This is a genomic window from Dermacoccus abyssi, from assembly GCF_003515945.1.
Lineage (GTDB): Bacteria > Actinomycetota > Actinomycetes > Actinomycetales > Dermatophilaceae > Dermacoccus > Dermacoccus abyssi.
In genome coordinates, this window is record NZ_QWLM01000003.1 from 66436 (window position 1) to 85480 (window position 19045).

At 68.8% G+C, this 19045-nt stretch carries 17 protein-coding genes and 2 tRNA genes; 9 read left to right on the top strand and 10 right to left on the bottom strand.

What is annotated here, in order from left to right; translation table 11 throughout:
• Positions 1–44 precede the first annotated feature (44 nt).
• Positions 45–803: a YaaA family protein gene (locus D1832_RS03325; RefSeq protein WP_118912622.1), complete on the top strand. Its 759-nt coding sequence runs from the start codon at positions 45–47 to the stop codon at positions 801–803.
• Complete coding sequence (locus D1832_RS03330; protein ID WP_147362600.1) at positions 764–1897, top strand: ArsB/NhaD family transporter; 1134 nt, start codon at positions 764–766, stop codon at positions 1895–1897. The genes D1832_RS03325 and D1832_RS03330 overlap by 40 nt, the downstream gene beginning before the upstream one ends.
• Before the next feature lie 13 nt (positions 1898–1910).
• Here the strand turns inward: D1832_RS03330 and D1832_RS03335 are convergent, their stop codons facing one another.
• The 7 genes from D1832_RS03335 to D1832_RS03365 form a co-directional block, all read right to left on the bottom strand.
• Positions 1911–3104, bottom strand: coding sequence for an O-succinylhomoserine sulfhydrylase (locus D1832_RS03335; protein ID WP_118912624.1), 1194 nt, complete (start codon positions 3102–3104; stop codon positions 1911–1913).
• A gap of 156 nt (positions 3105–3260) precedes the next feature.
• Positions 3261–4472, bottom strand: coding sequence for a bifunctional RNase H/acid phosphatase (locus D1832_RS03340; RefSeq protein WP_118912625.1), 1212 nt, complete (start codon positions 4470–4472; stop codon positions 3261–3263).
• 92 nt (positions 4473–4564) lie between these two features.
• The gene (locus D1832_RS03345) at positions 4565–5302 is read right to left on the bottom strand and encodes a zinc ribbon domain-containing protein (protein WP_047312092.1); all 738 of its coding nucleotides are present in this window, start codon (positions 5300–5302) and stop codon (positions 4565–4567) included.
• Complete coding sequence (locus D1832_RS03350; protein ID WP_118912626.1) at positions 5299–6150, bottom strand: Nif3-like dinuclear metal center hexameric protein; 852 nt, start codon at positions 6148–6150, stop codon at positions 5299–5301. The genes D1832_RS03345 and D1832_RS03350 overlap by 4 nt, the downstream gene beginning before the upstream one ends.
• Before the next feature lies 1 nt (position 6151).
• A tRNA-Val gene (locus D1832_RS03355) sits at positions 6152–6224 on the bottom strand.
• A 74-nt stretch (positions 6225–6298) separates the two neighbouring features.
• A complete protein-coding gene (locus D1832_RS03360) occupies positions 6299–6751 on the bottom strand; it encodes a peroxiredoxin (protein ID WP_047312091.1) in 453 nt (150 codons plus the stop codon).
• Between the two features lie 26 nt (positions 6752–6777).
• Positions 6778–7197, bottom strand: a complete 420-nt coding sequence (locus D1832_RS03365) for a DUF3052 domain-containing protein (protein ID WP_118912627.1) — start codon at positions 7195–7197, stop codon at positions 6778–6780.
• 282 nt (positions 7198–7479) lie between these two features.
• Between D1832_RS03365 and aceE the strand changes: the two genes are divergently transcribed.
• Positions 7480–10242, top strand: a complete 2763-nt coding sequence (gene aceE, locus D1832_RS03370; RefSeq protein WP_118912628.1) for a pyruvate dehydrogenase (acetyl-transferring), homodimeric type — start codon at positions 7480–7482, stop codon at positions 10240–10242.
• An 85-nt stretch (positions 10243–10327) separates the two neighbouring features.
• Here aceE and D1832_RS03375 read toward each other — a convergent pair whose 3' ends face one another.
• The gene (locus tag D1832_RS03375; RefSeq protein WP_118912787.1) at positions 10328–11452 is read right to left on the bottom strand and encodes a glycerophosphodiester phosphodiesterase; all 1125 of its coding nucleotides are present in this window, start codon (positions 11450–11452) and stop codon (positions 10328–10330) included.
• A gap of 105 nt (positions 11453–11557) precedes the next feature.
• On the opposite strand from D1832_RS03375, the gene D1832_RS03380 reads away from it, so the two are divergent.
• The 6 genes from D1832_RS03380 (at position 11558) to D1832_RS03405 (ending at position 18081) form a co-directional block, all read left to right on the top strand.
• A complete protein-coding gene (locus D1832_RS03380; RefSeq protein ID WP_182434644.1) occupies positions 11558–12748 on the top strand; it encodes a PucR family transcriptional regulator in 1191 nt (396 codons plus the stop codon).
• 90 nt (positions 12749–12838) lie between these two features.
• Positions 12839–14002: an acyltransferase domain-containing protein gene (locus tag D1832_RS03385; RefSeq protein ID WP_274541948.1), complete on the top strand. Its 1164-nt coding sequence runs from the start codon at positions 12839–12841 to the stop codon at positions 14000–14002.
• Positions 14002–14982, top strand: a complete 981-nt coding sequence (locus D1832_RS03390; protein ID WP_118912630.1) for a beta-ketoacyl-ACP synthase III — start codon at positions 14002–14004, stop codon at positions 14980–14982. Before D1832_RS03385 ends, D1832_RS03390 begins: the two co-directional genes overlap by 1 nt.
• 93 nt (positions 14983–15075) lie before the next feature.
• Positions 15076–15324: an acyl carrier protein gene (locus D1832_RS03395; protein ID WP_047312086.1), complete on the top strand. Its 249-nt coding sequence runs from the start codon at positions 15076–15078 to the stop codon at positions 15322–15324.
• Positions 15325–15418: 94 nt separating this feature from the next.
• Positions 15419–16669 carry a beta-ketoacyl-ACP synthase II gene (gene fabF, locus D1832_RS03400; protein ID WP_118912631.1) on the top strand — a complete coding sequence of 417 codons (1251 nt, stop codon included), beginning with the start codon at positions 15419–15421 and terminating at the stop codon, positions 16667–16669.
• Positions 16666–18081, top strand: a complete 1416-nt coding sequence (locus D1832_RS03405) for an acyl-CoA carboxylase subunit beta (RefSeq protein ID WP_047312084.1) — start codon at positions 16666–16668, stop codon at positions 18079–18081. The genes fabF and D1832_RS03405 overlap by 4 nt, the downstream gene beginning before the upstream one ends.
• Before the next feature lie 79 nt (positions 18082–18160).
• Here the strand turns inward: D1832_RS03405 and D1832_RS03410 are convergent, their stop codons facing one another.
• Both D1832_RS03410 and D1832_RS03415 read right to left on the bottom strand, forming a co-directional pair.
• Entirely contained in the window at positions 18161–18676 is a 516-nt protein-coding gene (locus D1832_RS03410) for a DUF3145 domain-containing protein (protein ID WP_047312083.1), read from the bottom strand.
• A gap of 154 nt (positions 18677–18830) precedes the next feature.
• Positions 18831–18904, bottom strand: a tRNA-Ile gene (locus tag D1832_RS03415).
• Positions 18905–19045 lie beyond the last annotated feature (141 nt).

A 19045-nucleotide genomic window follows, 5' to 3' on the forward strand; every position in this document is an offset into this window, starting at 1 on the left:
GAACGACTGCTGCGCCGAGCGAGGATCGGGCTACGCTGGCCCGCGTGATCGCCCTCCTGCCGCCGTCGGAATCGAAGACCACGCGCAGGCGTGGCGCGCGCCTCGACCTCGCGAAGCTGTCGTTCCCCGAGCTGACCGAAGCCCGACAGCAGGTCGCCGCAGCGGTCAGCGAGGTGAGCGCGCGCGATGAAGCGCCCGAGGTGCTCGGGGTCTCCCCCAACCTTGCCGACGAGATCGCCCGCAACACCCGACTCTTCGATGCTCCGACGTTGCCCGCCGCGCAGCTCTACACCGGCGTGCTCTACGACGCGCTCGGGTTGTCCGACCTCGAAGGCGCCGACAAGGCGCGGGCGACGCGGCGCGTCGTCATCTCCTCGGCGCTCTACGGCGCGGTCCGTCTCGGAGACCGCCTCGCGCCCTACCGCCTGTCGATGGGGGTCAACCTTCCTCGGCTCGGTGCCCTCGCCGCTCACTGGCGCTCGGTGCTCGACGCGCCGCTGAGCGAGGCCGCAGGCAAGGGCGTCGTCGTGGACTGTCGATCCTCGACGTACGCCGCCTCGTGGAACCCGAGTGGCGAGCTCGCGCGCCGCTGGGTTCACATCCGCGTTCCCGGCGCCACGCACATGGCGAAGCACACCCGCGGACTCGTGACCCGAGCCCTCGTCACGGATGCGCGCGACCCACGCACCCCCAAGGCGCTCGCTGCCCAGCTGGCCGAGACGTTCGACGTCGACCTCCACGAAGCGACGTCACCGTCGAAGCCGTGGATCCTCGACGTGAGCGTGCGCGAAGCCACGGCCTGACCGGCGTGGACGTCGACGCCGCACTGGAGCTGCTCGCTCGGGTCCCGAGCGTTCTCGTCTTTCTCGCCGCCCTGACGGTCGTGGCGGAGTGCGCGTCGATCGCTGGCCTCTTCGACCTGCTCGGCACGAAGGTGGTGGCCCTCGCCCGCGGGCGGATCGCCCTCGTGTGGGTGCTGTTCATGACGACGGCAGGTCTCGTGACGGCCTTCCTCAGCCTCGACACGACGGCGGTTCTCATGACGACGGCCGCCGTCGTGGTCGCGCGGCGTCTCGACCGCCCCGTCGCATTGTTTGCCTTTCCGACGCTCTGGATCGCGAACATGGCCTCGCTCTGGCTGCCCGTGTCGAACCTGACGAACCTGCTCACCCGGGACGTCCTGCCTCACCCCAATGCGCTCGGGTTCCTGGAGGAGGCGTGGCCCGTCGCGCTCACGACGACGCTCGTGCCCCTTCTCGTGGCGGCCGTCGTCTGGCGGTCCTCACTGCGCGGCACCGCGGTGGCCCCTGCGGAATCGGCGCCCCCACAGCCTGCCCAAGACGGCGTGCTTCCCGCAGTCGGCACGCTCGTTGCTTGCATGTGCGTGTCGATCCTTCTCGTCGAACCCGCCGTGGCTGCATCCGTCGCGGCGCTCTTGTGTGTCGCCGTCATCGCCATGAGGCGCCGAAGCACCCTCGCCGAGATCGAGGTCCCGTGGCGCAGCCTCGCCATCACATCGGCCCTGTTCGTCACCGTGGCGCTCGTTCGCGGTTCCGCGGTCCTGCGTCCCGCACTGGGTTCGTTGGGCGACGCTCCCGCGTGGACGCTCACGGCCGCCGGAGCGCTCGTCGCGAACGGGCTGAACAACCTTCCGGCCTACCTCGCGCTCGAGCCCGCCGCCCACGGTGAGACGGATCGGGTTCTCGCGCTCCTCGTGGGCGTCAACGTGGCGAGTGGTATCACCTGGTGGGGTTCGGTGGCCACGCTCCTGTGGCGTGACCGTCTTCGCCGTGCCGGTGTCCGGATCAGGTGGGGAACCCACCTTCGGCTGACCGGCCTGGCCACGCTCGTCACGACGCTCGCTGCAGCCGGAGTGCTCGAGCTCGTCAGCCGCTGAGCTACAGCGTGCGTCAGTTCGGACCGAACGCCACCGTGAGGGCTCGCTCGAGATCTGCGGCGAGGTCGCCCGCGTCCTCGAGGCCCACCGACAGGCGCACCGTGCCGTCGGTGATGCCGATGGCAGCGCGCGCCTCCTCGCCCATGCGGCGATGGGTCGTCGTGGCGGGGTGGGTGGCCATCGACTTGGAATCGCCGAGGTTGTTGGAGATGTCGACGATCTCGAGAGCGTTCATCAGGGCGAAGGCCTCGGCCTTGCCGCCGTCGATCTCGAACGTCACGACCGTGCCGCCGCCACCCATCTGCCGCTTCGCCAGCTCGTGCTGGGGATGTGAGGGGAGGAAGGGGTAGAGCACGGTGCGCACTCGGGGGTGCGCTTCGAGCTGTTCGGCCAGACGCAACGCCGCTGCGGCCTGCGCCTCGACGCGTAGACGCATCGTCTCGAGCCCCTTGAGCAGCACCCAGGCGTTGAACGCCGAGAGTGTCGGCCCGGTGTGACGCACAAGATTCTGCACGGGCCCGTCAATGAACTCCTTCGGCCCGAGGATCGCCCCGCCGAGCACGCGGCCCTGGCCGTCGATGTGCTTGGTGGCCGAGTAGACGACGATGTCGGCGCCGTGTGCGAGCGGCTTGCTGAACACGGGCGTTCCGAAGACGTTGTCGACGACGACCTGCGCACCGGCGCCGTGCGCGAGGTCGCAGACCGCTCGCATGTCGACGAGCTCCTGCATCGGGTTGCTCGGCGATTCGAAGAACACGGCGGTGGTCGGCTCGGCCAGCGCCTTGCGCCACTGCTCGAGGTCAGGTCCGTCGACGAAGACCGTCTCGACGCCCCACCGCGGCAGGATCTCGTCGAGGATGACGAAGCACGAGCCGAAGAGCCCCCGCGAGGCGACGACGCGGTCGCCGGCGCCCAGCAGCGCGGCGAGGGCCGTGAACACCGCCGACATGCCCGATGCAGTGGCGGAGCACGCCTCAGCCCCTTCGAGGGCCGCGAGGCGCTGTTCGAGCATCGCTGTCGTCGGGTTGCCGTACCGGCTGTAGACGAACCGCTCGCTCTCCCCGGCGAAAGCGGCCTCGGCGGCTTCGGCGCTGTCGTAGACGAAGCCGGAGGTGAGGTACATGGCCTCGGCCGTCTCCTCGAAGCCGCTTCGGGCCAAGCCTGCTCGGACAGCGAGGGTGTCAGGGCGAAGGGTGGGCTCACTCACCGGATGCTCTCCTTCCCACGGGCAGGTTTACTGCGCGTGGTGCGTCGGGGAAGCCGGGCGGACCCGGCTGTTCCATAACGCAACCTTATGAAGAAGTGTCTGCTTCGCTATCTCGCCCGCTTCGATGTCCAACCGGTGGACGATGGCGGGGGGGGCTCAGCGCAGGTGGTGCGTGTCGTTGGTGAACGCGACCTGCGCGTTCCCGTCGCGCCACACCTCGATGCCGGTGAGCGAGCCCGGTGCTGCCGCGAGCCTCCACGCCGCATCGATGTCGAGCCCGAGCACCGCCGAGAGCACCGACATGATGGCGATCCGGTGCGTCACGACGACGACCGCTCCCCCGCGCTCCACGGCGCGCTCGAGCGCGTCGGAGATCCGCGCGTCGAGCTGTGCGCGCGTCTCACCGCCGGGGGCGCTGTACGTGGCGTCATGGCGCAGACTCGACAGCCCGGCGGCGTCCCGAGCGTGGATCTCCTTGAAGCTCAGGCCGTCCCACTCGCCGAAGGCCTGCTCGTCCCAATCCTCGTCGACCTGCGCCTGCACGCCCAGCGCCTTCGCGACCGGCGCTCCGGTTTCGATGGCCCGCGCGAGCGACGACGTCACGACGCTCACGGTCTCGGCGTCTGAGACGAGCGCGCCGACGGCCCGCGCGACGCGCTCCGCCTGGTCGCGACCGGCCGCGTTGAGCGCGGGGTCGGCGCCGCCACGGCCGTCGAGCTTTCCGCCCGTCGTGAAGTCGGTGACGCCGTGACGCACGAGAACGATGCGGGTCGGCTTGCCGAGGTCGGGTTTCGGCGTCACCGGGGCGACGGTCTCGGCTTCGCGCTCGGTCGTGTCCGGTTCGCTCGTGCCGCCCGGGGCCTCGTCCTTCGTTGCTCCGCCAGGCGCGCCCTCATCGTCGGTCTCACTCGTCGAATCGTCGGGCTGCCACGCGTCGCGACGCACGGTCACGCCGTCCATGCCGTCGTTCGACAGCTTGTCGGCAGCCTTGTTCTTCTCGCGCGGGATCCATTCGTAGGTGACGGCCCCGCCGGCACTGGCGATCTCGGACGAGATGGTGCGCGCTTCGGCGGCGAGACGCTTCATGTCTTCGTGCTTGATCTTCCAGCGACCCGACATCTGCTCGACGACGAGCTTGCTGTCCATGCGCACCGTCACTGCCGCGGACGGTTCGTGGTCGCGTACGGCCCGAAGCCCCTCGATGAGGCCGGTGTACTCGGCGACGTTGTTCGACTCCTTGCCGAGCGGCGCAGCCCGCTCGGCAAGCACCTCCCGCGTCTCGCCGTCCCGAACCAACGCGCCGTATCCGGCAACACCAGGATTACCGCGCGACCCTCCGTCAGCTTCGACAATGAGGCGTCGTGTCATGGCAAGATCCCTTCGGGGTCAGCGTTGTTCAGCGACGCGAGGCGTCGGTCAGAGACAGGGTCGGGTCGAGGGGGCGCCCCTTCCGACGTGCGTCAGACGTCGGATTCGGCCGTGCGCACGAGAATGCGGCCACACTCGTCACAGTTGACGACCGTGTCGGCCGAGGCCGCCTTGATCCGGGCGAGGTCACTCGCGTTGAGCTCGAGGCCACAGCCCATGCAGCGACGTCCGTGCAGCGCGGCGGCGGCCACACCGCTACGCGCCCGGATGCGGTCGTACTCGGTCAGCAGTTCGGCGTTGATCGTGGGTGCCATGTCGGCGCGTTTGCTCGCGACCTGGGCCCGCTCCGCGTCGAGCTCCTTCGAGTCCGCGGCCATCGCGTCCTTGAGTTCCTTGACCTTCACCTCAGCGGCGTCGGCGGCCTTGGTGAAACCGTCGAGGCGCTCACGCAGTTCCTCGGCACGCTCCATGATCTCGAGTTCGGTGTCCTCGAGAACGCTCTGGCGACGGGCCAGGGTGTCGAGCTCGTGCTGGAGAGCCTGAAGGTCCTTCGCCGTGCCCTGACCCGCGTCGAGACGCTTTCGGTTGCGCGCAGCACGCTCACGCACCTGCTCGACGTCGGCCTCGCTGCGGCTGATCTCGCGTTCGACGTCCGACACGGCGGTCTGAGCGAGAACCATCTCCTCCGTCGCGGAGTCAGCGGTGGCCTTCGCCTCGGCGAGCTCCTTGGCCTGCGGCAGGTTGGCCAGACGGTGGTCGATCTGGTCCAGACGCGTGTCGAGCTTCTGCAGGTCGAGCAGCTTCCACTGCTGCTGAAGTTCTGCCTTCACTGCTGTTCTCCTTCGCTTGTCGAGACCAAGAAGTCCCAAGGGTCGGTGCGGCGGCGCGAGACGGCCACCTCGAGGTCGGCGCCTTCGGCGGCAACGGCGTCACGCATGCGTTCACTCGCGTGCTCGAGCCACAGCCACTCACTGGCCCAGTGCCCGGCGTCGACGAGGAAGAGCGGCTTCTCGGCCGCGTCCTCCTCGCGCGATTCGATGGCGGGGTGGTGACGCAGGTCCGCCGTCACGTAGACATCGGCTCCGGCCGCACGGGCGGCGCCGAACTCACCGTCACCTGCGCCACCGAGCACGGCGACGCGGGCGACTTCGGCGTCCGGGTCACCCGAAACCCGCAGGCCCACAGGAGCGGGCGGCAGTTTTGACGCGAGGCGTTCGCAGAAGGCACGCAGCGTCATCGGTGACTCCAGGTCGCCGACCCGGCCGAGCGGCTGGCCCTCGGTCTCGACGAGCGGCTCTACGCCTCTCAGGCCGCACGCGACGGCGAGCGCGTCGTTGACGCCGGGCGTCGCCACGTCGGCGTTCGTGTGCGCGGCGTACAGCGCGACATCGCCGACGACGAGAGCCGTCACAGCGCGGCCCTTGCCGCTCGTCGTGGCAACGGACTTCACACCGCGCATGAGCAGAGGATGGTGCGTGACGAGCAGGTCGTACCCGCCGTTCACAGCCTCGTCGATGACGTCGAGGGCCGGGTCGACAGCGAAGAGCACTCGCTCGATCGGCTGCGCCGGGTCGCCCGTGACCAGGCCGACGGCATCCCACGACTGAGCGGTCGACGGCGGATAGAACCCGTCGAGGATTCGCGTGACCTGAGCCAGCGTCGTGGTGGAGTTGTTCATGTGGGCCCCGCCGGGATCGAACCGACGACCGACGCGGTGTAAACGCGTTGCTCTACCAGCTGAGCTAGAGGCCCCGAGCCCGTTGGGTGCTGCGGGCACGGACGGCAAGCTTACCCGTCGCGTGCCGCCCCACCCTCGGGTCTGCTCGTCAGAGCGCTTCGAGCGCGCCCGTGAAGTCACGCGCCTCACCGGGGCCGTTGACGAGCGACCAGCGCACCGTCATGTCGGCATCGACGAGGAACGTTCCACGAATGGCGAATCCGGCGTTCTCGTCGAAGACGCCGTACGCCTTCGCTACCTCGCCGTGCGGCCAGAAGTCCGAGAGCAGCGAGAAGTCGTAACCCTGGTCCTCCGCCCACGCGCGCTGGGTGAACATCGGGTCGCAGCTGATGCCGACCACGCGCACGGAGGCGTCGTCGAAGCTCGGCATCGTGTCGCGGATGGTGCACAGCTCACCCGTGCAGATGCCCGAGAAGGCGAAGGGGTAGAACACGATCAGCGTGGGCCGCTCGGTGACGATCTGCGACAGCGTCACGTCCTCACCGAACTGGTTCTTGAGCGTGAAGTCAGGAGCCTTGGAACCCTCGGTCACTGTCGTCATGGTTCGTCCCTTTCGTCGGTGCGCGATCAGCGCTGTTTGGCCGTGCCGCCCTGCACGAGCTTCGTGCCGATCCAGTCCTCGCCGACCTTGAACGTCGAGCTGGCCTTGAGGCCGGCCGTCGTGGCCGCTTCCTGGATGTCGGCGGCGTCGACGTTCTCGGGGCTGCCGACCTTGGGAACGATGAGCAGGACGAAGCCCTTCTCCTCGAGGGTCGCGAGCGAGTCGACGATGTCGTCGGTGAGGTCGCCGTCACCGTCGCGGAACCACAGCAGAACGGAGTCGACGCTGCCGTCGTAGTCCTCGTCCTCGAGCTCCGAACCGACGATCTCGGCAATCGCATCTCGCCACGATTCCTCGACGTCGTCGTCCCAGCCGATCTCCATGACGACGTCGTCAGCGGAAAAACCGATCTTGGCCGCCGGATGTGCCCCTGCGGTCTGGTTCACGTGGTGCGTCCTCTTTCTTGCTCCGGGGGCGCATGCGCGCGTACCCCTCGACGATGTTCCCTCGGGCAGTTCGCCCGAAGGTGCTTTCAGGTTAGTCCACAAGGTCGCGACGCACATTGCAAGGTGGTGTGCCGTTTCCGGAGTTGTCGCACGCCCAACTCGCATGGGAATTCGTACCGATCAGTAGCCCTCCCCGGTTTCACACGACGCGCCTTTCGGGGGCAGGATGGGGGCAGTGGCGCGTGCCAGGTAGCGCCGACGAAGACACTGAAAGGACGCACCGTGTCCCTTGATGAAGCCGGCCCGATTCTCAATGGCATCCCGAGCCAGTTGCCGGACGTCGATCCGGAGGAGACCCAGGAATGGCTCGACTCTCTCGACGGTGTCATCGACGAGCAGGGCCGTAACCGCGCCCGCTACGTCATGCTCAAGCTCCTTGAGCGTGCCCGCGGCCAGCAGATCGGCGTGCCGTCGCTGACCGCGACGGACTACATCAACACGATCGGCCCCGAGTCCGAGCCGTGGTTCCCCGGCGACGAGGACATGGAGCGCAAGTACCGCGCCTGGATCCGCTGGAACGCTGCGGTCATGGTGCACCGCGCGCAGCGCCCCGACATCGGCGTCGGCGGCCACATCTCCACGTACGCCTCGGCCGCGACGCTCTACGAAGTCGGCTTCAACCACTTCTTCCGCGGCAAGGACCACCCGGGCGGCGGCGACCAGATCTTCATCCAGGGCCACGCCTCCCCGGGCATCTATTCGCGCGCGTACCTCGAGGGTCGCCTGAGCGAGGAGCAGCTCGACGGCTTCCGTCAGGAGAAGAGCCACCTCATCGACGGTGAGCCCGCCGGTCTGCCCAGCTACCCACACCCGCGCAACATGCCGGAGTTCTGGGAGTTCCCGACGGTGTCCATGGGCATCGGCCCGATGAACGCCATCTACCAGGCCATGGTCAACAAGTACCTGCACAACCGTGGCCTCAAGGACACGTCCGAGCAGCACGTGTGGGCCTTCCTCGGTGACGGCGAGATGGACGAGGTCGAGAGCCGCGGCGCCCTGCAGTGGGCAGCCAACGAGGAGCTCGACAACCTCACGTTCGTCGTCAACTGCAACCTGCAGCGCCTCGACGGTCCGGTGCGCGGTAACGGCAAGATCGTCCAGGAGCTCGAGGCGTTCTTCCGCGGCGCGGGCTGGAACGTCATCAAGGTGCTGTGGGGCCGCGGGTGGGACCCGCTACTGGCCCAGGACCGCGACGGCGCGCTCGTCAACATCATGAACAAGACGCGTGACGGCGACTACCAGACCATCCGCGCCAACGACGGCGCGTTCGTGCGTGAGCACTTCTTCGGTCAGGACCCCCGCACGCGCAAGATGGTCGAGAGCTGGTCGGACGACGACCTGTGGTGGAAGCTCAAGCGCGGTGGCCACGACTACCGCAAGGTGTACGCCGCCTACAAGGCCGCCACGGAGCACACCGGCCAGCCCACCGTCATCCTCGCGCACACCATCAAGGGCTACTCGCTCGGCACGCACTTCGCGGGCCGTAACGCGACGCACCAGATGAAGAAGATGACGCTCGAGGACCTCAAGATGTTCCGCGACTCGCTGCACATCCCGATCAGCGACGAGGAGCTCGAGAAGGACCCGTACCGTCCGCCGTACTACCACCCGGGTGAGGACGACCCGGCGATCCAGTACCTCATGGAACGCCGCGCCAAGCTCGGTGGCGGACTGCCGTCGCGCAAGGGCCGCTCCGGTGAGCTGACGCTGCCGGGCGACGAGGCCTACGAGATCGCGAAGAAGGGCTCGGGCAAGCAGGAAGTGGCCACGACGATGGCCTTCGTGCGCATCCTCAAGGAACTCATGCGCGACAAGGAGCTCGGCAAGCACATCGTGCCGATCATCCCCGACGAGGCGCGCACGTTCGGCATGGACGCGTTCTTCCCGACGGCGAAGATCTACAACCCGCACGGTCAGCACTACCGCTCCGTCGACGCCGAGCTCATGCTCGCGTACAAGGAGTCGCCGCAGGGTCAGCTGCTGCACCTGGGCATCAACGAGGCCGGTTCGGTGGCGGCGTTCACCGCCGTCGGCTCGGCGTACGAGACGAACGACGTGCCGATGGTGCCCGTCTACGTCTTCTACTCGATGTTCGGTTTCCAGCGCACGGGTGACTCGATCTGGGCGGCTGCCGACCAGATGGCTCGCGGCTTCCTCATCGGAGCCACCGCCGGTCGCACGACGCTGACGGGTGAGGGTCTGCAGCACGCGGACGGTCACGGCCTGCTTCTCGCGGCGTCCAACCCGGCGATTCGCGCCTACGACCCGGCTTACGGGTACGAGATCGCGCACATCGTCCAGGACGGCCTCAACAAGATGTACGGCCCGAACGCCGAGAACGTCATCTACTACCTCACGGTCTACAACGAGCCGCTCGTGCAGCCGGCCGAGCCGGAGAACGTGGACGCCGAGGGCATCCTGCGTGGCATCTACAAGCTCAAGGACGGCTCGTTCGACGGTGTCGGCGAAAACGCTCCGCGCACGCAGCTGCTCGCTTCGGGCGTCGGTGTGCCGTGGGCTCTCGAGGCCCAGGAGCTGCTCAAGGACGACTGGGGCGTCGTCGCCGACGTGTGGTCGGTGACGTCGTGGAACGAGCTGCGTCGTGACGGTCTCGAGGCCGACGAGCACAACTTCCTCCACCCGGACGAGGAGCGTCGCGTCCCGTACGTCACGCAGAAGCTGCAGGACGCCCCCGGGCCGGTCATCGCGACGTCCGACTCGATGCGTCAGGTGCACGACCAGATCCGTCAGTACGTGCCGGGCGAGTACCACTCCCTCGGCGCCGACGGGTTCGGTTTCTCCGACACCCGCGCTGCGGCTCGTCGCTTCTTCCACATCGACGGTCCGTCCATGGCCGTGCGCGCACTGCAGTCGCTGGCCGACCGCGGTGAGGTCGACAAGGACGTGCCGAAGCAGGCCGCCGAGAAGTACCAGCTGCTCGACGTGCGTGCCGGAACCTCCGGCAACGCCGGCGGCGAGTCGTAGACCGACACCGCCAGAGCAATAGCGAGGGGCCGGTCACCGCTGAACTGCGGTGACCGGCCCCTTCGTGCACCGAGGCGGACGCGCGTCAACGCCGGCTGAGGTACCTCTCGCGTGCGAGAACGGCGATGTCCGGCATGTCCGAGAAGATCCCGTCGATGCCGGTGGCGTACAGCTTCTCGAGATAGTCGACGACCTGACCGAAATCGCCGGGGTTGCTTCCGTTGCGCAGGTCCGCGGGCAGGAAGTCGTTCTCGGCCCGCACCGTCCACGGGCACACCTGGAGGCCGACCGCGTGGGCATCGCGAACGAGAGACGTCGGAGCACCGAGGGTGTTGTCCGCGTTCCAGGCGATGACCTGCTTGACCGACGGCCCCAGACCGTCGAGCAGGTGTGCCCACTCCCGCAGCCCGGCCGGTGACGTCAGGTGGGCGTAGGAGCGCTTCTTCGGGTCGGCGAAGGGGCCGCCCTTCGCGTCGGTGAGGAAGACGAGTGGTGCCTTCACCTTGAAGCGAGTGCGCAGGTCGAGCAGGTTCTGCAGTTCGAACGACTGGATGAAGATCGGGGCACCGGGCCGGTCGAGCCCGTAGGTGCGGATGAGCGGGACGAGCTTCTCCTCGAGTGGCTTGCCCTGCGCGCGAAAGTACGTGGAGTGCTTCGTCTCGGGGTAGACGCCGATCGTGCGCCCGAGCTCGCGCTCCAGTTCGCGGCGCAGCTTGAGCACCTCCTCGAACGTCGGCACCTGCCACAGCCCGTCGTAGATCGTGTTGCGCTGACGCAGCTCGGGCAATCTCTCCACCGCGCGCAGCGTCCGAAGCTCGGCGAGCGTGAAGTCCTCCGTGAACCATCCGGTGACCGGTTTGCCGTCGAGCGACTTCGTCGTCTTGCGCGAGGCGAACTCGGGGCGCTTCGCGACATCCGTCGTGCCCGAGATCTCCGGCTCGTGACGTACGACGAGCACGCCGTCCTTCGTGATGACGAGGTCCGGTTCGATGATGTCGGCACCCATGCGTGCCGCCAGACGGTAGGCCTCGAGTGTGTGCTCGGGGCGGTAGCCGCTCGCTCCGCGGTGTCCGACAACGTAGGGCTTGCGGTAACGCGCACCGTGTCCATGACGTCGATGACCGGAGGTCGTGGAGGCCTGTGCGGCATCGCCCAGAGCGAACGTCGCCGCCGAGGCGGTGGTGAGTGACAGGAGTGATCGTCGCTTCATGAAGGCCATGAGACCGCACCGGTGTGATCACGGCGCGTCGGGGAAGTGAACAGGGAACGAACCGGGGAACCCGGCCTCGGCGGCCGTGACGGTACGGTGTGGCGCATGGTTGCGCACTCCCCCGTCTCCGACGCATCGATGACGGCGATCCACCGGGCGAGTTCGGCCATGGCCACCCACGCGAGCGCCCGCGTCGAGAGCCGTCACGCGTGGTTCTCCGACCTCGCGGCCGACGATCGCAGCTGGATCGGCGTCATCGCGCAGGACGGCATCCGCTCCTTCCTCGGCTGGCTACGAGACCCCTCCGTCGACGACTCGCACGCCATCGACATCTTCGCCAACGCCCCGCGCGAGCTGGCGCGGCGCATCACCCTGGAACAGACCCTCGACCTGCTGCGCACCGTCATCGAGGTGGTCGAGGAGGAAGCGCCGCAGCATGCGCGGGCCGAGGAGCGCGCCACGGTGCGCGAGGCCGTCCTGAGATACGCGCGCGAAGTGGCGTTCGGGGCCGCGCACGTCTATGCCCGAGCCGCGGAGTCACGCGGCGCGTGGGATGCCCGACTCGAATCCCTCGTCGTCGACGCCGTCGTCCGCGGTGAGCCGGACGAATCCCTCGGCTCGCGTGTCAACGCTCTCGGGTGGGCCGAGGTGCGCGGCGTGACGGTGGTCGTCGGCTCCAGCCCCGCGGGCGGCGAGTCGAGCGTCGTCGACCCGCTGCGGCGCGCCGCCCGTCATGCCGGCCTCGAGGTGCTCGTCTCGGTCGAAGGGCGACGCATGATCGCCATCATCGGGCCGGTGACGGATCCGATCGAAGCCGCGACGACCCTCGCAGATCATTTCGGACCGGGCCCCGTCGTCTGTGGCCCCAAGGTGCCCCACCTCTACGCTGCCGGGCGCTCCGCCCGCGACGCCATCCGCGGTTACGAGGCGGCGCCGGCGGCACCACAGCTGCCTCGCCCGACCCGAAGCGACGACCTGCTCGCGGCCAGGGCCGTTGCGGGAGACGACAAGGCGCGCCGCGCGTTGGCCTCCATCGCGACCGGCACGCTCGACGTGGGTTCGCCACTGGGCGACACGGCCCGCACGTACCTGCGCACGGGTTCGCTCGAAGGCACCGCGCGCGAGCTGTTCGTCCACGCCAACACTGTGCGATACCGGCTCGGACGCATCCTCGACGCCACCGACCTCGACCTCACGGACACCCATGACGCGTTCGCTCTGCGGCTCGCGATCATGTTCGCCGACCTCGAGGCCGGGCGCCGCGCACCACGTCCCCGCGGGGACGTCGGCTTGTAGGAACCCTACAAATCACACTCGCGAAGTTCGTCGCCCGCCCGGTCGCAGTGCAGGGGCCAGGCCGGGCAGAGTGGAACCGTGCTTGCGATCGTGTGCCCTGGACAGGGCTCCCAGACCCCCGGTTTCCTTCGCCCGTGGCTTGAGCTGCCGGATTTCCGCTCCCGCATGACCTGGCTGTCGGCCTGCGCGGGTATGGACCTCGTGCACTACGGCACCGAGGCCGACGCGCCCACCATCAAAGACACGGCCGTCGCGCAGCCCCTCATCGTCGCGAGCGGGCTCGTCTCGCTTCTCGCGCTGTTCGAGCACCCCGTCGAGGGCTTCCGTTCGGTCAGCGCCGGTGCGGGCCACAGCGTCGGTGAGATCACCGCAGCTGCCGCCGCGGGCGTCCTCACGGCCGAGCAGGCCATGGTGTTCGTGCGTGAGCGCGGCGCCGGAATGGCCGACGCGGCCGCCGTCACCCCCACCGGCATGAGCGCTGTCATGGGCGGCGAGCAGAGCGAGGTCGTCGCCCACCTCGAGGCCAAGGGCCTCACCCCCGCCAACATGAACGGCGCCGGCCAGATCGTCGCCGCGGGCACGCTCGAGCAGCTCGAGGACCTCAAGGCCGACCCGCCGGCCAAGGCCCGCGTCGTGCCGCTGCCGGTCGCCGGAGCGTTCCACACCGAGCACATGGCGCCCGCGCTGGACCGCCTCTCTGCCTTTGCCGGCGCCATCTCGACGCACGACCCGCGCATCCCGCTCGTGTCGAACAAGGACGGTCTCGTCGTCCACGACGGCACGAAGGTGCTCAAGCGTCTCGTCACCCAGGTGAGCAACCCGGTTCGCTGGGATCTCACGATGGAGACGTTCAAGGCCATGGGCGTCACGGGTCTCATCGAGATTCCCCCGGCGGGCACGCTCGTCGGCCTGGCCAAGCGCGCGATGCCCGGCGTCGAGACGCTCGCCGTCAAGACCCCGGACGACCTCGACGCTGCGCACCGCATGGTGCGGGAGCACGGCGTGCTCGAGGACGACATCGAACCGGCTTGGCGTCTCGTCATCGCGCCGGCCAAGGGCACGATCACCCGCGCGCCGCTGGCCGAGGGCGACACGATCCGCCCCGGCGAGACGATCGGCCAGGTCGTCACCGCGCGTGACGCCTACAACGCCGTGGCGCCGCACGGCGGACGCATCATCGAGTGGCTCGTCGAGGACGAGGACCCGGTGTCGCCCGGCCAGCCGCTCGTCCGCCTACACCCGGCAGGTGCATGATGGCGACGATCACGCAGCGCACCGGAGCCGAGTTCACCCGCGTGCTCGGCGTGGGCGCCTACCGCCCGGAACGCCTCGTGACGAACGACGAGATCGTCGGTCCGATCGATTCCTCCGACGAGTGGATCCAGGAGCGATCGGGCATCAAGACCCGCCGTTTTGCGCGTCCCGACGAGACGATGCTCGACATGGCCGAGGCCGCCGCCCGTGAGGCGATCGCGAACTCCGGCATCGACCCGTCACTCATCGACGGTGTCCTCGTCGGTTCGGTCACCCACCACCTGTTCACCCCCGCAGCTGCACCGATGCTCGCCGACCGCCTCGGGCTCGACAAGCCGGCAGCCATCGACATCGCCGCGGCGTGCGCCGGCTACTGCTTCGGCATCGGCCTGGCCTCGGACATGATCCGCTCCGGCGATGCGAGCCATGTGCTCGTCATCGGCGCGGAGAAACTGACGGACGTTCTCGACCTCACCGATCGCGGTTCGGCTTTCATCTTCGGTGACGGCGCCGGAGCGGCCGTCGTCGGCCCGAGCGACCACGTCGGCATCGGCCCGACGATCTGGGGCAGCGACGGCTCCGGTTGGGAGTCGATCCGCCAGGTAGGCGAAGGCCACCAGGCCGACCCCAAGATCACGATGGCCGGCCAGTCCGTCTTCCGCTGGGCCGTGTGGAGCATGGCTCCGGTGGCACTGCAGGCCGTGGAGGCCGCAGGGCTGACGCCGGACGACATCGACGTGTTCATCCCCCACCAGGCCAACACCCGCATCATCGACGCGATGGTCAAGCAGATGAAGCTGCCCGAGCACGTCAAGGTCGCCCGCGACATCGTCGACATGGCCAACACCTCCGCGGCGTCGGTGCCGCTGGCCGCCGAGCGGATGATCCGTGAGGGCCAGGCCAAGAGCGGCGACATCGCGCTGCAGATCGGCTTCGGTGCCGGCCTCGCGTACGCCGCGCAGGTCATCGAGATTCCGTAACCCACCAGTTCCCGCGCCTCGGCGGGTAACCCGAGGTGAGTCAGATACCGACCTCGATCGAATGCCGATCGAGCAACCACAAGGAGAGACACCATGGCTGCTTCCGAGCAGGAGATCCTCGCCGGCCTCGCCGAGATCGTCAACGAGGAGACGGGCATCGACGCCTCGTCGGTCCAGTCGGACAAGTCCTTCACCGACGACCTCGACATCGACTCGCTGTCGATGATGACGATCGTCGTCAACGCCGAGGAGAAGTTCGGCGTGCGCATCCCGGACGAAGAGGTCAAGAACCTCGTCACCGTCGGCGACGCCGTCAACTACATCAAGAACGCCCAGGCCTGAACCTTCACCAGGCCGGACGACGGTGGCTCACCCGCTCGGTGAGCCACCGCGTCCCACCCGCTTCCGTCACACCCCGCACCGAGGAGTTCGCCTCATGAGCGAGAACCGCCGAGTCGTCATCACCGGCCTTGGAGCCACCACTCCGCTGGGCGCCACCGCGCCCGCCACCTGGGAAGCTCTGCTGGCCGGCAAGAGCGGCGCCCGCACCCTTGAGGAGAGCTGGGTCAGCGAGTACGAGCTGCCCGTCACCTTCGCCGCCACGCTCGCCGAGAGCCCCGCCTCGACGCTGGCGAAGGTCGAGCTCAAGCGCATGGACCCGTTCACGCAGTACGCCATGGTGGCGGCCCGTGAGGCGTGGGCCGACGCCGGCTCCCCCGAGGTCGAGCCGGAGCGCCTCGCCTCCGCCATCGGTACGGGTATCGGCGGCGTGCAGTCGCTGCTCGACCAGTACGACGTGCTCAAGGAGAAGGGCGCGCGTCGCATCTACCCCCTCACTGTACCGATGCTCATGCCGAACGCTGCCTCCGGCAACGTGTCGATGGAGTTCGGCGCCAAGGCGGGCGCTCACACGTCGGTTTCCGCGTGTTCCTCGGGTGCGGAGTCGATGGGCTTCGCGGCCCAGACGATCGCCTCCGGTCGAGCCGACATGGCCATCGCCGGCGGTAGCGAAGCACCGATGCACCCGCTGCCGATCGCCGGTTTCGCTGCTGCGCGCGCCATGTCGACGCGCAATGACTCCCCCGAGACTGCTTCGCGTCCGTGGGCTCCCGACCGTGACGGCTTCGTGCTCGGCGAGGGCGCGGCCGTCGTCGTGCTCGAGGAGTACGAGCACGCCAAGGCCCGTGGCGCCACGATCTACGCCGAGTTCGCGGGGCTGGGAATGTCCGCTGACTCCTACCACATCACCGCCGGCGACCCGGAGGGTGCAGGTGCCGCTCGCGCCATGACCGAGGCCATCACGAGCGCCGGGCTGACGCCCGCCGACATCGTGCACATCAACGCTCACGCCACCTCGACGCCGGTCGGCGACGTCGCGGAAGCCACCGCGATCCGACGCGCGTTCGGTGACGCCGCCGGTGGCATCGCGGTCACCGGCACGAAGTCGATGACGGGCCACCTCCTCGGTGCCGCAGGTGCACTCGAGACGCTCATCGCGGCACTCACCGTCCACCACCGCCGCGTGCCGGCCACGATCAACGTCGACGAGGTGGACGAGCCGTTCGCCGACCTCGACCTCGTGCGCGGCGAGGCGCGCAAGCTGCCCGACGGCGACGTCGCCGTTCTCAACAACTCGTTCGGCTTCGGCGGCCATAACGTCGCCGTAACCCTCAGGAGTGCTTCATGAACGCCCTCACCGCAGCGCCGGAAGCGCCTGCCGCCGACCCGCGCGACCCGAACCTGCGTCTGGAGAACTTCCTCGACGACGGCACGGTGGAGATCATCAACGAGGTCGAGAAGTCGGGCTTCGTCTCGGCGCGTGGCCGCGCGAACGGCGCACCCGTCGTCGTGTTCTGCTCCGACGCGCGCGTCCAGGGCGGTGCCATGGGCGTCGAGGGCTGCAAGGCCATCGTCGAGGCGTACGACATCGCTCTCGCCGAAGGCACGCCGATCATCGGCCTGTGGCACTCAGGTGGCGCCCGCCTCGCGGAGGGCGTGGTCAGCCTCCACGCCGTGGGTGAGGTGTTCGCCATCATGACGCGCGCCTCGGGCAAGATCCCGCAGATCTCCGTCGTCATCGGCGCGGCCGCGGGTGGCGCGGCGTACGGCCCGGCCCTCACGGACGTCGTCATCATGGCCGAGAAGGGCCGCATCTTCGTCACCGGTCCTGACGTCGTGCGCAGCGTCACCGGGGAGAACGTCGACGCCGCGCGCCTGGGTGGCCCGGAGCCGCACGGGCGTCGTTCGGGTGTGGTGCACGTCGTGACGGAGACCGAGGACGAGGCGTTCGAGCGCGGACGCCTGCTCGCCTCCCTCATGGCCGATCAGCGTGAGTTCGATGTCGCGGGTACCGAGGAGCGCGACCTGGGCGAGACGTTCCCGGAGAACGCGAAGCGTGCCTACGACGTGCACCCGCTCGTCGACAACCTCTTCGACGACGCGGCCGAGATCATCGAGCTCCACGCGAAGTGGGCGCCGAACATCGTCACGGCTCTGGGGCGTTTCGGCGGACGCACGGTCGGCGTCATCGCGAACAACCCGATGCGCCTCGGTGGCTGTCTCGACTCCCCCGCCGCCGAGAAGACGGCCCGCTTCGTGCGTATGTGCGACGCGTTCGGCATCCCGCTCGTCGTCCTCGTCGACGTTCCGGGTTACCTGCCGGGCGTCGGCCAGGAGTGGGACGGTGTCGTGCGTCGCGGCGCGAAGCTGCTGCACGCGTTCGGCGAGTCGGTGGTCCCGCGCGTGACGCTCGTGACGCGCAAGACGTACGGCGGCGCGTACATCGCGATGAACAGCCGTTCGCTCGGCGCGACGAAGGTGTTCGCGTGGCCGAGCGCGGAGGTGGCCGTCATGGGTCACGTCGCGGCCGTGCGCATCCTGCACCGCCGTCGTCTGGCCGAGGTCGAGATCGACGACCGTGCACGCGTCGAGGAGGAACTGGCAGCGGAGCACGCAGTGCTCGCCGGTGGCTTGGAGCGTGCGCAGGAGATCGGTGTCGTCGACGAGGTCGTCGAGCCGACGAAGACGCGCGGAGCCCTCGTGGCTGCGCTCGCCGAGGCTCCGGCTCGCCGAGGCGAGCACGGCAACATTCCGCTGTGACGTTCGCTCACTGACTGCACGCGAAAGGGCGGTGCCTCCCCCAGAGGAAGGCACCGCCCTTTGGTGTGTGGGTGTCAGGTCAGCCGACGCGGTGGAGCCAGCGCACGGGCGCACCGTCACCGGCGTACCGGAAAGGCTCCAGTTCCTGGTCCCAGGCCGTGCCGAGCAGTTCGGCCATCTCGGCGCGGAACTCCTGCGGGTCGCCGCCGCTCGCCATGAGGGCGCTGCGCAGTCGGTCCTCGCTGACGACGGCGTCGCCGCTGGCGGAGGTCCAGGTGTGATGGATGCCCAGGCTGGGCGTGTGCGACCAACGCGAGCCGTCCGTGCCGGCCGAGGGCTCTTCGGTGACCTCGTAGCGCACGTGATCCCAGCCGCGCAGGGCGCTGGCGAGCCGCGCGCCGGTACCGGCGTCACCGGCCCAGCTGAACTCGGTGCGCACGAGGCCGGGCGCGACGGGCTGATCGGTCCACTCGAGGGACACGTCGAGGCCCAGAATGCTCTCCAAGGCCCATTCGATGTGCGGGCACAGCGCCGCTGGGGTGGAGTGAACGAACACCACCCCGCGGGTCATGACGCGTGAGGACGTCATCGACATCCGAACCTCCTGTGTGCGCGAGGGACGTCTTCCCCAACGACCTCATGCGATTTCAGGTGTTCGAACTGTGCGGTTGTGGCCCCATCATGCCTCACGGGCACGGCGAAGGCGAGAACGCCGCGCGGGCGGGCGCGGTCGAAACTGGACTTCGGAGTAGGGCGGGTGGGGCTTGAACCCACGACCCAAGGATTATGAGTCCTCTGCTCTGACCGGCTGAGCTACCGCCCCGAGCCCGGCGCTCAGGCGCCCGGCACTCGCGGAAGTGTAGCCGCTCGCCCCCAAGGACGAGTCCGCAGCCAACACCGGGTGCAGCGCCCACGTGGCCGCGAACCCCCAAAAACCCTGTCATACATATGCTTATGTGTTTGT

Bases quoted from the DNA above. Each gene is read 5' to 3' on its own strand.
- fabF (WP_118912631.1), top strand. From the start codon at position 15,419: ATGAGCGAGAACCGCCGAGTCGTCATCACCGGCCTTGGAGCCACCACT.
- D1832_RS03410 (WP_047312083.1), bottom strand. From the start codon at position 18,676: ATGTCGATGACGTCCTCACGCGTCATGACCCGCGGGGTGGTGTTCGTT.
- D1832_RS03395 (WP_047312086.1), top strand. From the start codon at position 15,076: ATGGCTGCTTCCGAGCAGGAGATCCTCGCCGGCCTCGCCGAGATCGTC.
- D1832_RS03375 (WP_118912787.1), bottom strand. From the start codon at position 11,452: ATGAAGCGACGATCACTCCTGTCACTCACCACCGCCTCGGCGGCGACG.
- D1832_RS03350 (WP_118912626.1), bottom strand. From the start codon at position 6,150: ATGAACAACTCCACCACGACGCTGGCTCAGGTCACGCGAATCCTCGAC.
- D1832_RS03390 (WP_118912630.1), top strand. From the start codon at position 14,002: ATGGCGACGATCACGCAGCGCACCGGAGCCGAGTTCACCCGCGTGCTC.
- D1832_RS03340 (WP_118912625.1), bottom strand. From the start codon at position 4,472: ATGACACGACGCCTCATTGTCGAAGCTGACGGAGGGTCGCGCGGTAAT.
- D1832_RS03405 (WP_047312084.1), top strand. From the start codon at position 16,666: ATGAACGCCCTCACCGCAGCGCCGGAAGCGCCTGCCGCCGACCCGCGC.
- D1832_RS03360 (WP_047312091.1), bottom strand. From the start codon at position 6,751: ATGACGACAGTGACCGAGGGTTCCAAGGCTCCTGACTTCACGCTCAAG.
- D1832_RS03380 (WP_182434644.1), top strand. From the start codon at position 11,558: ATGGTTGCGCACTCCCCCGTCTCCGACGCATCGATGACGGCGATCCAC.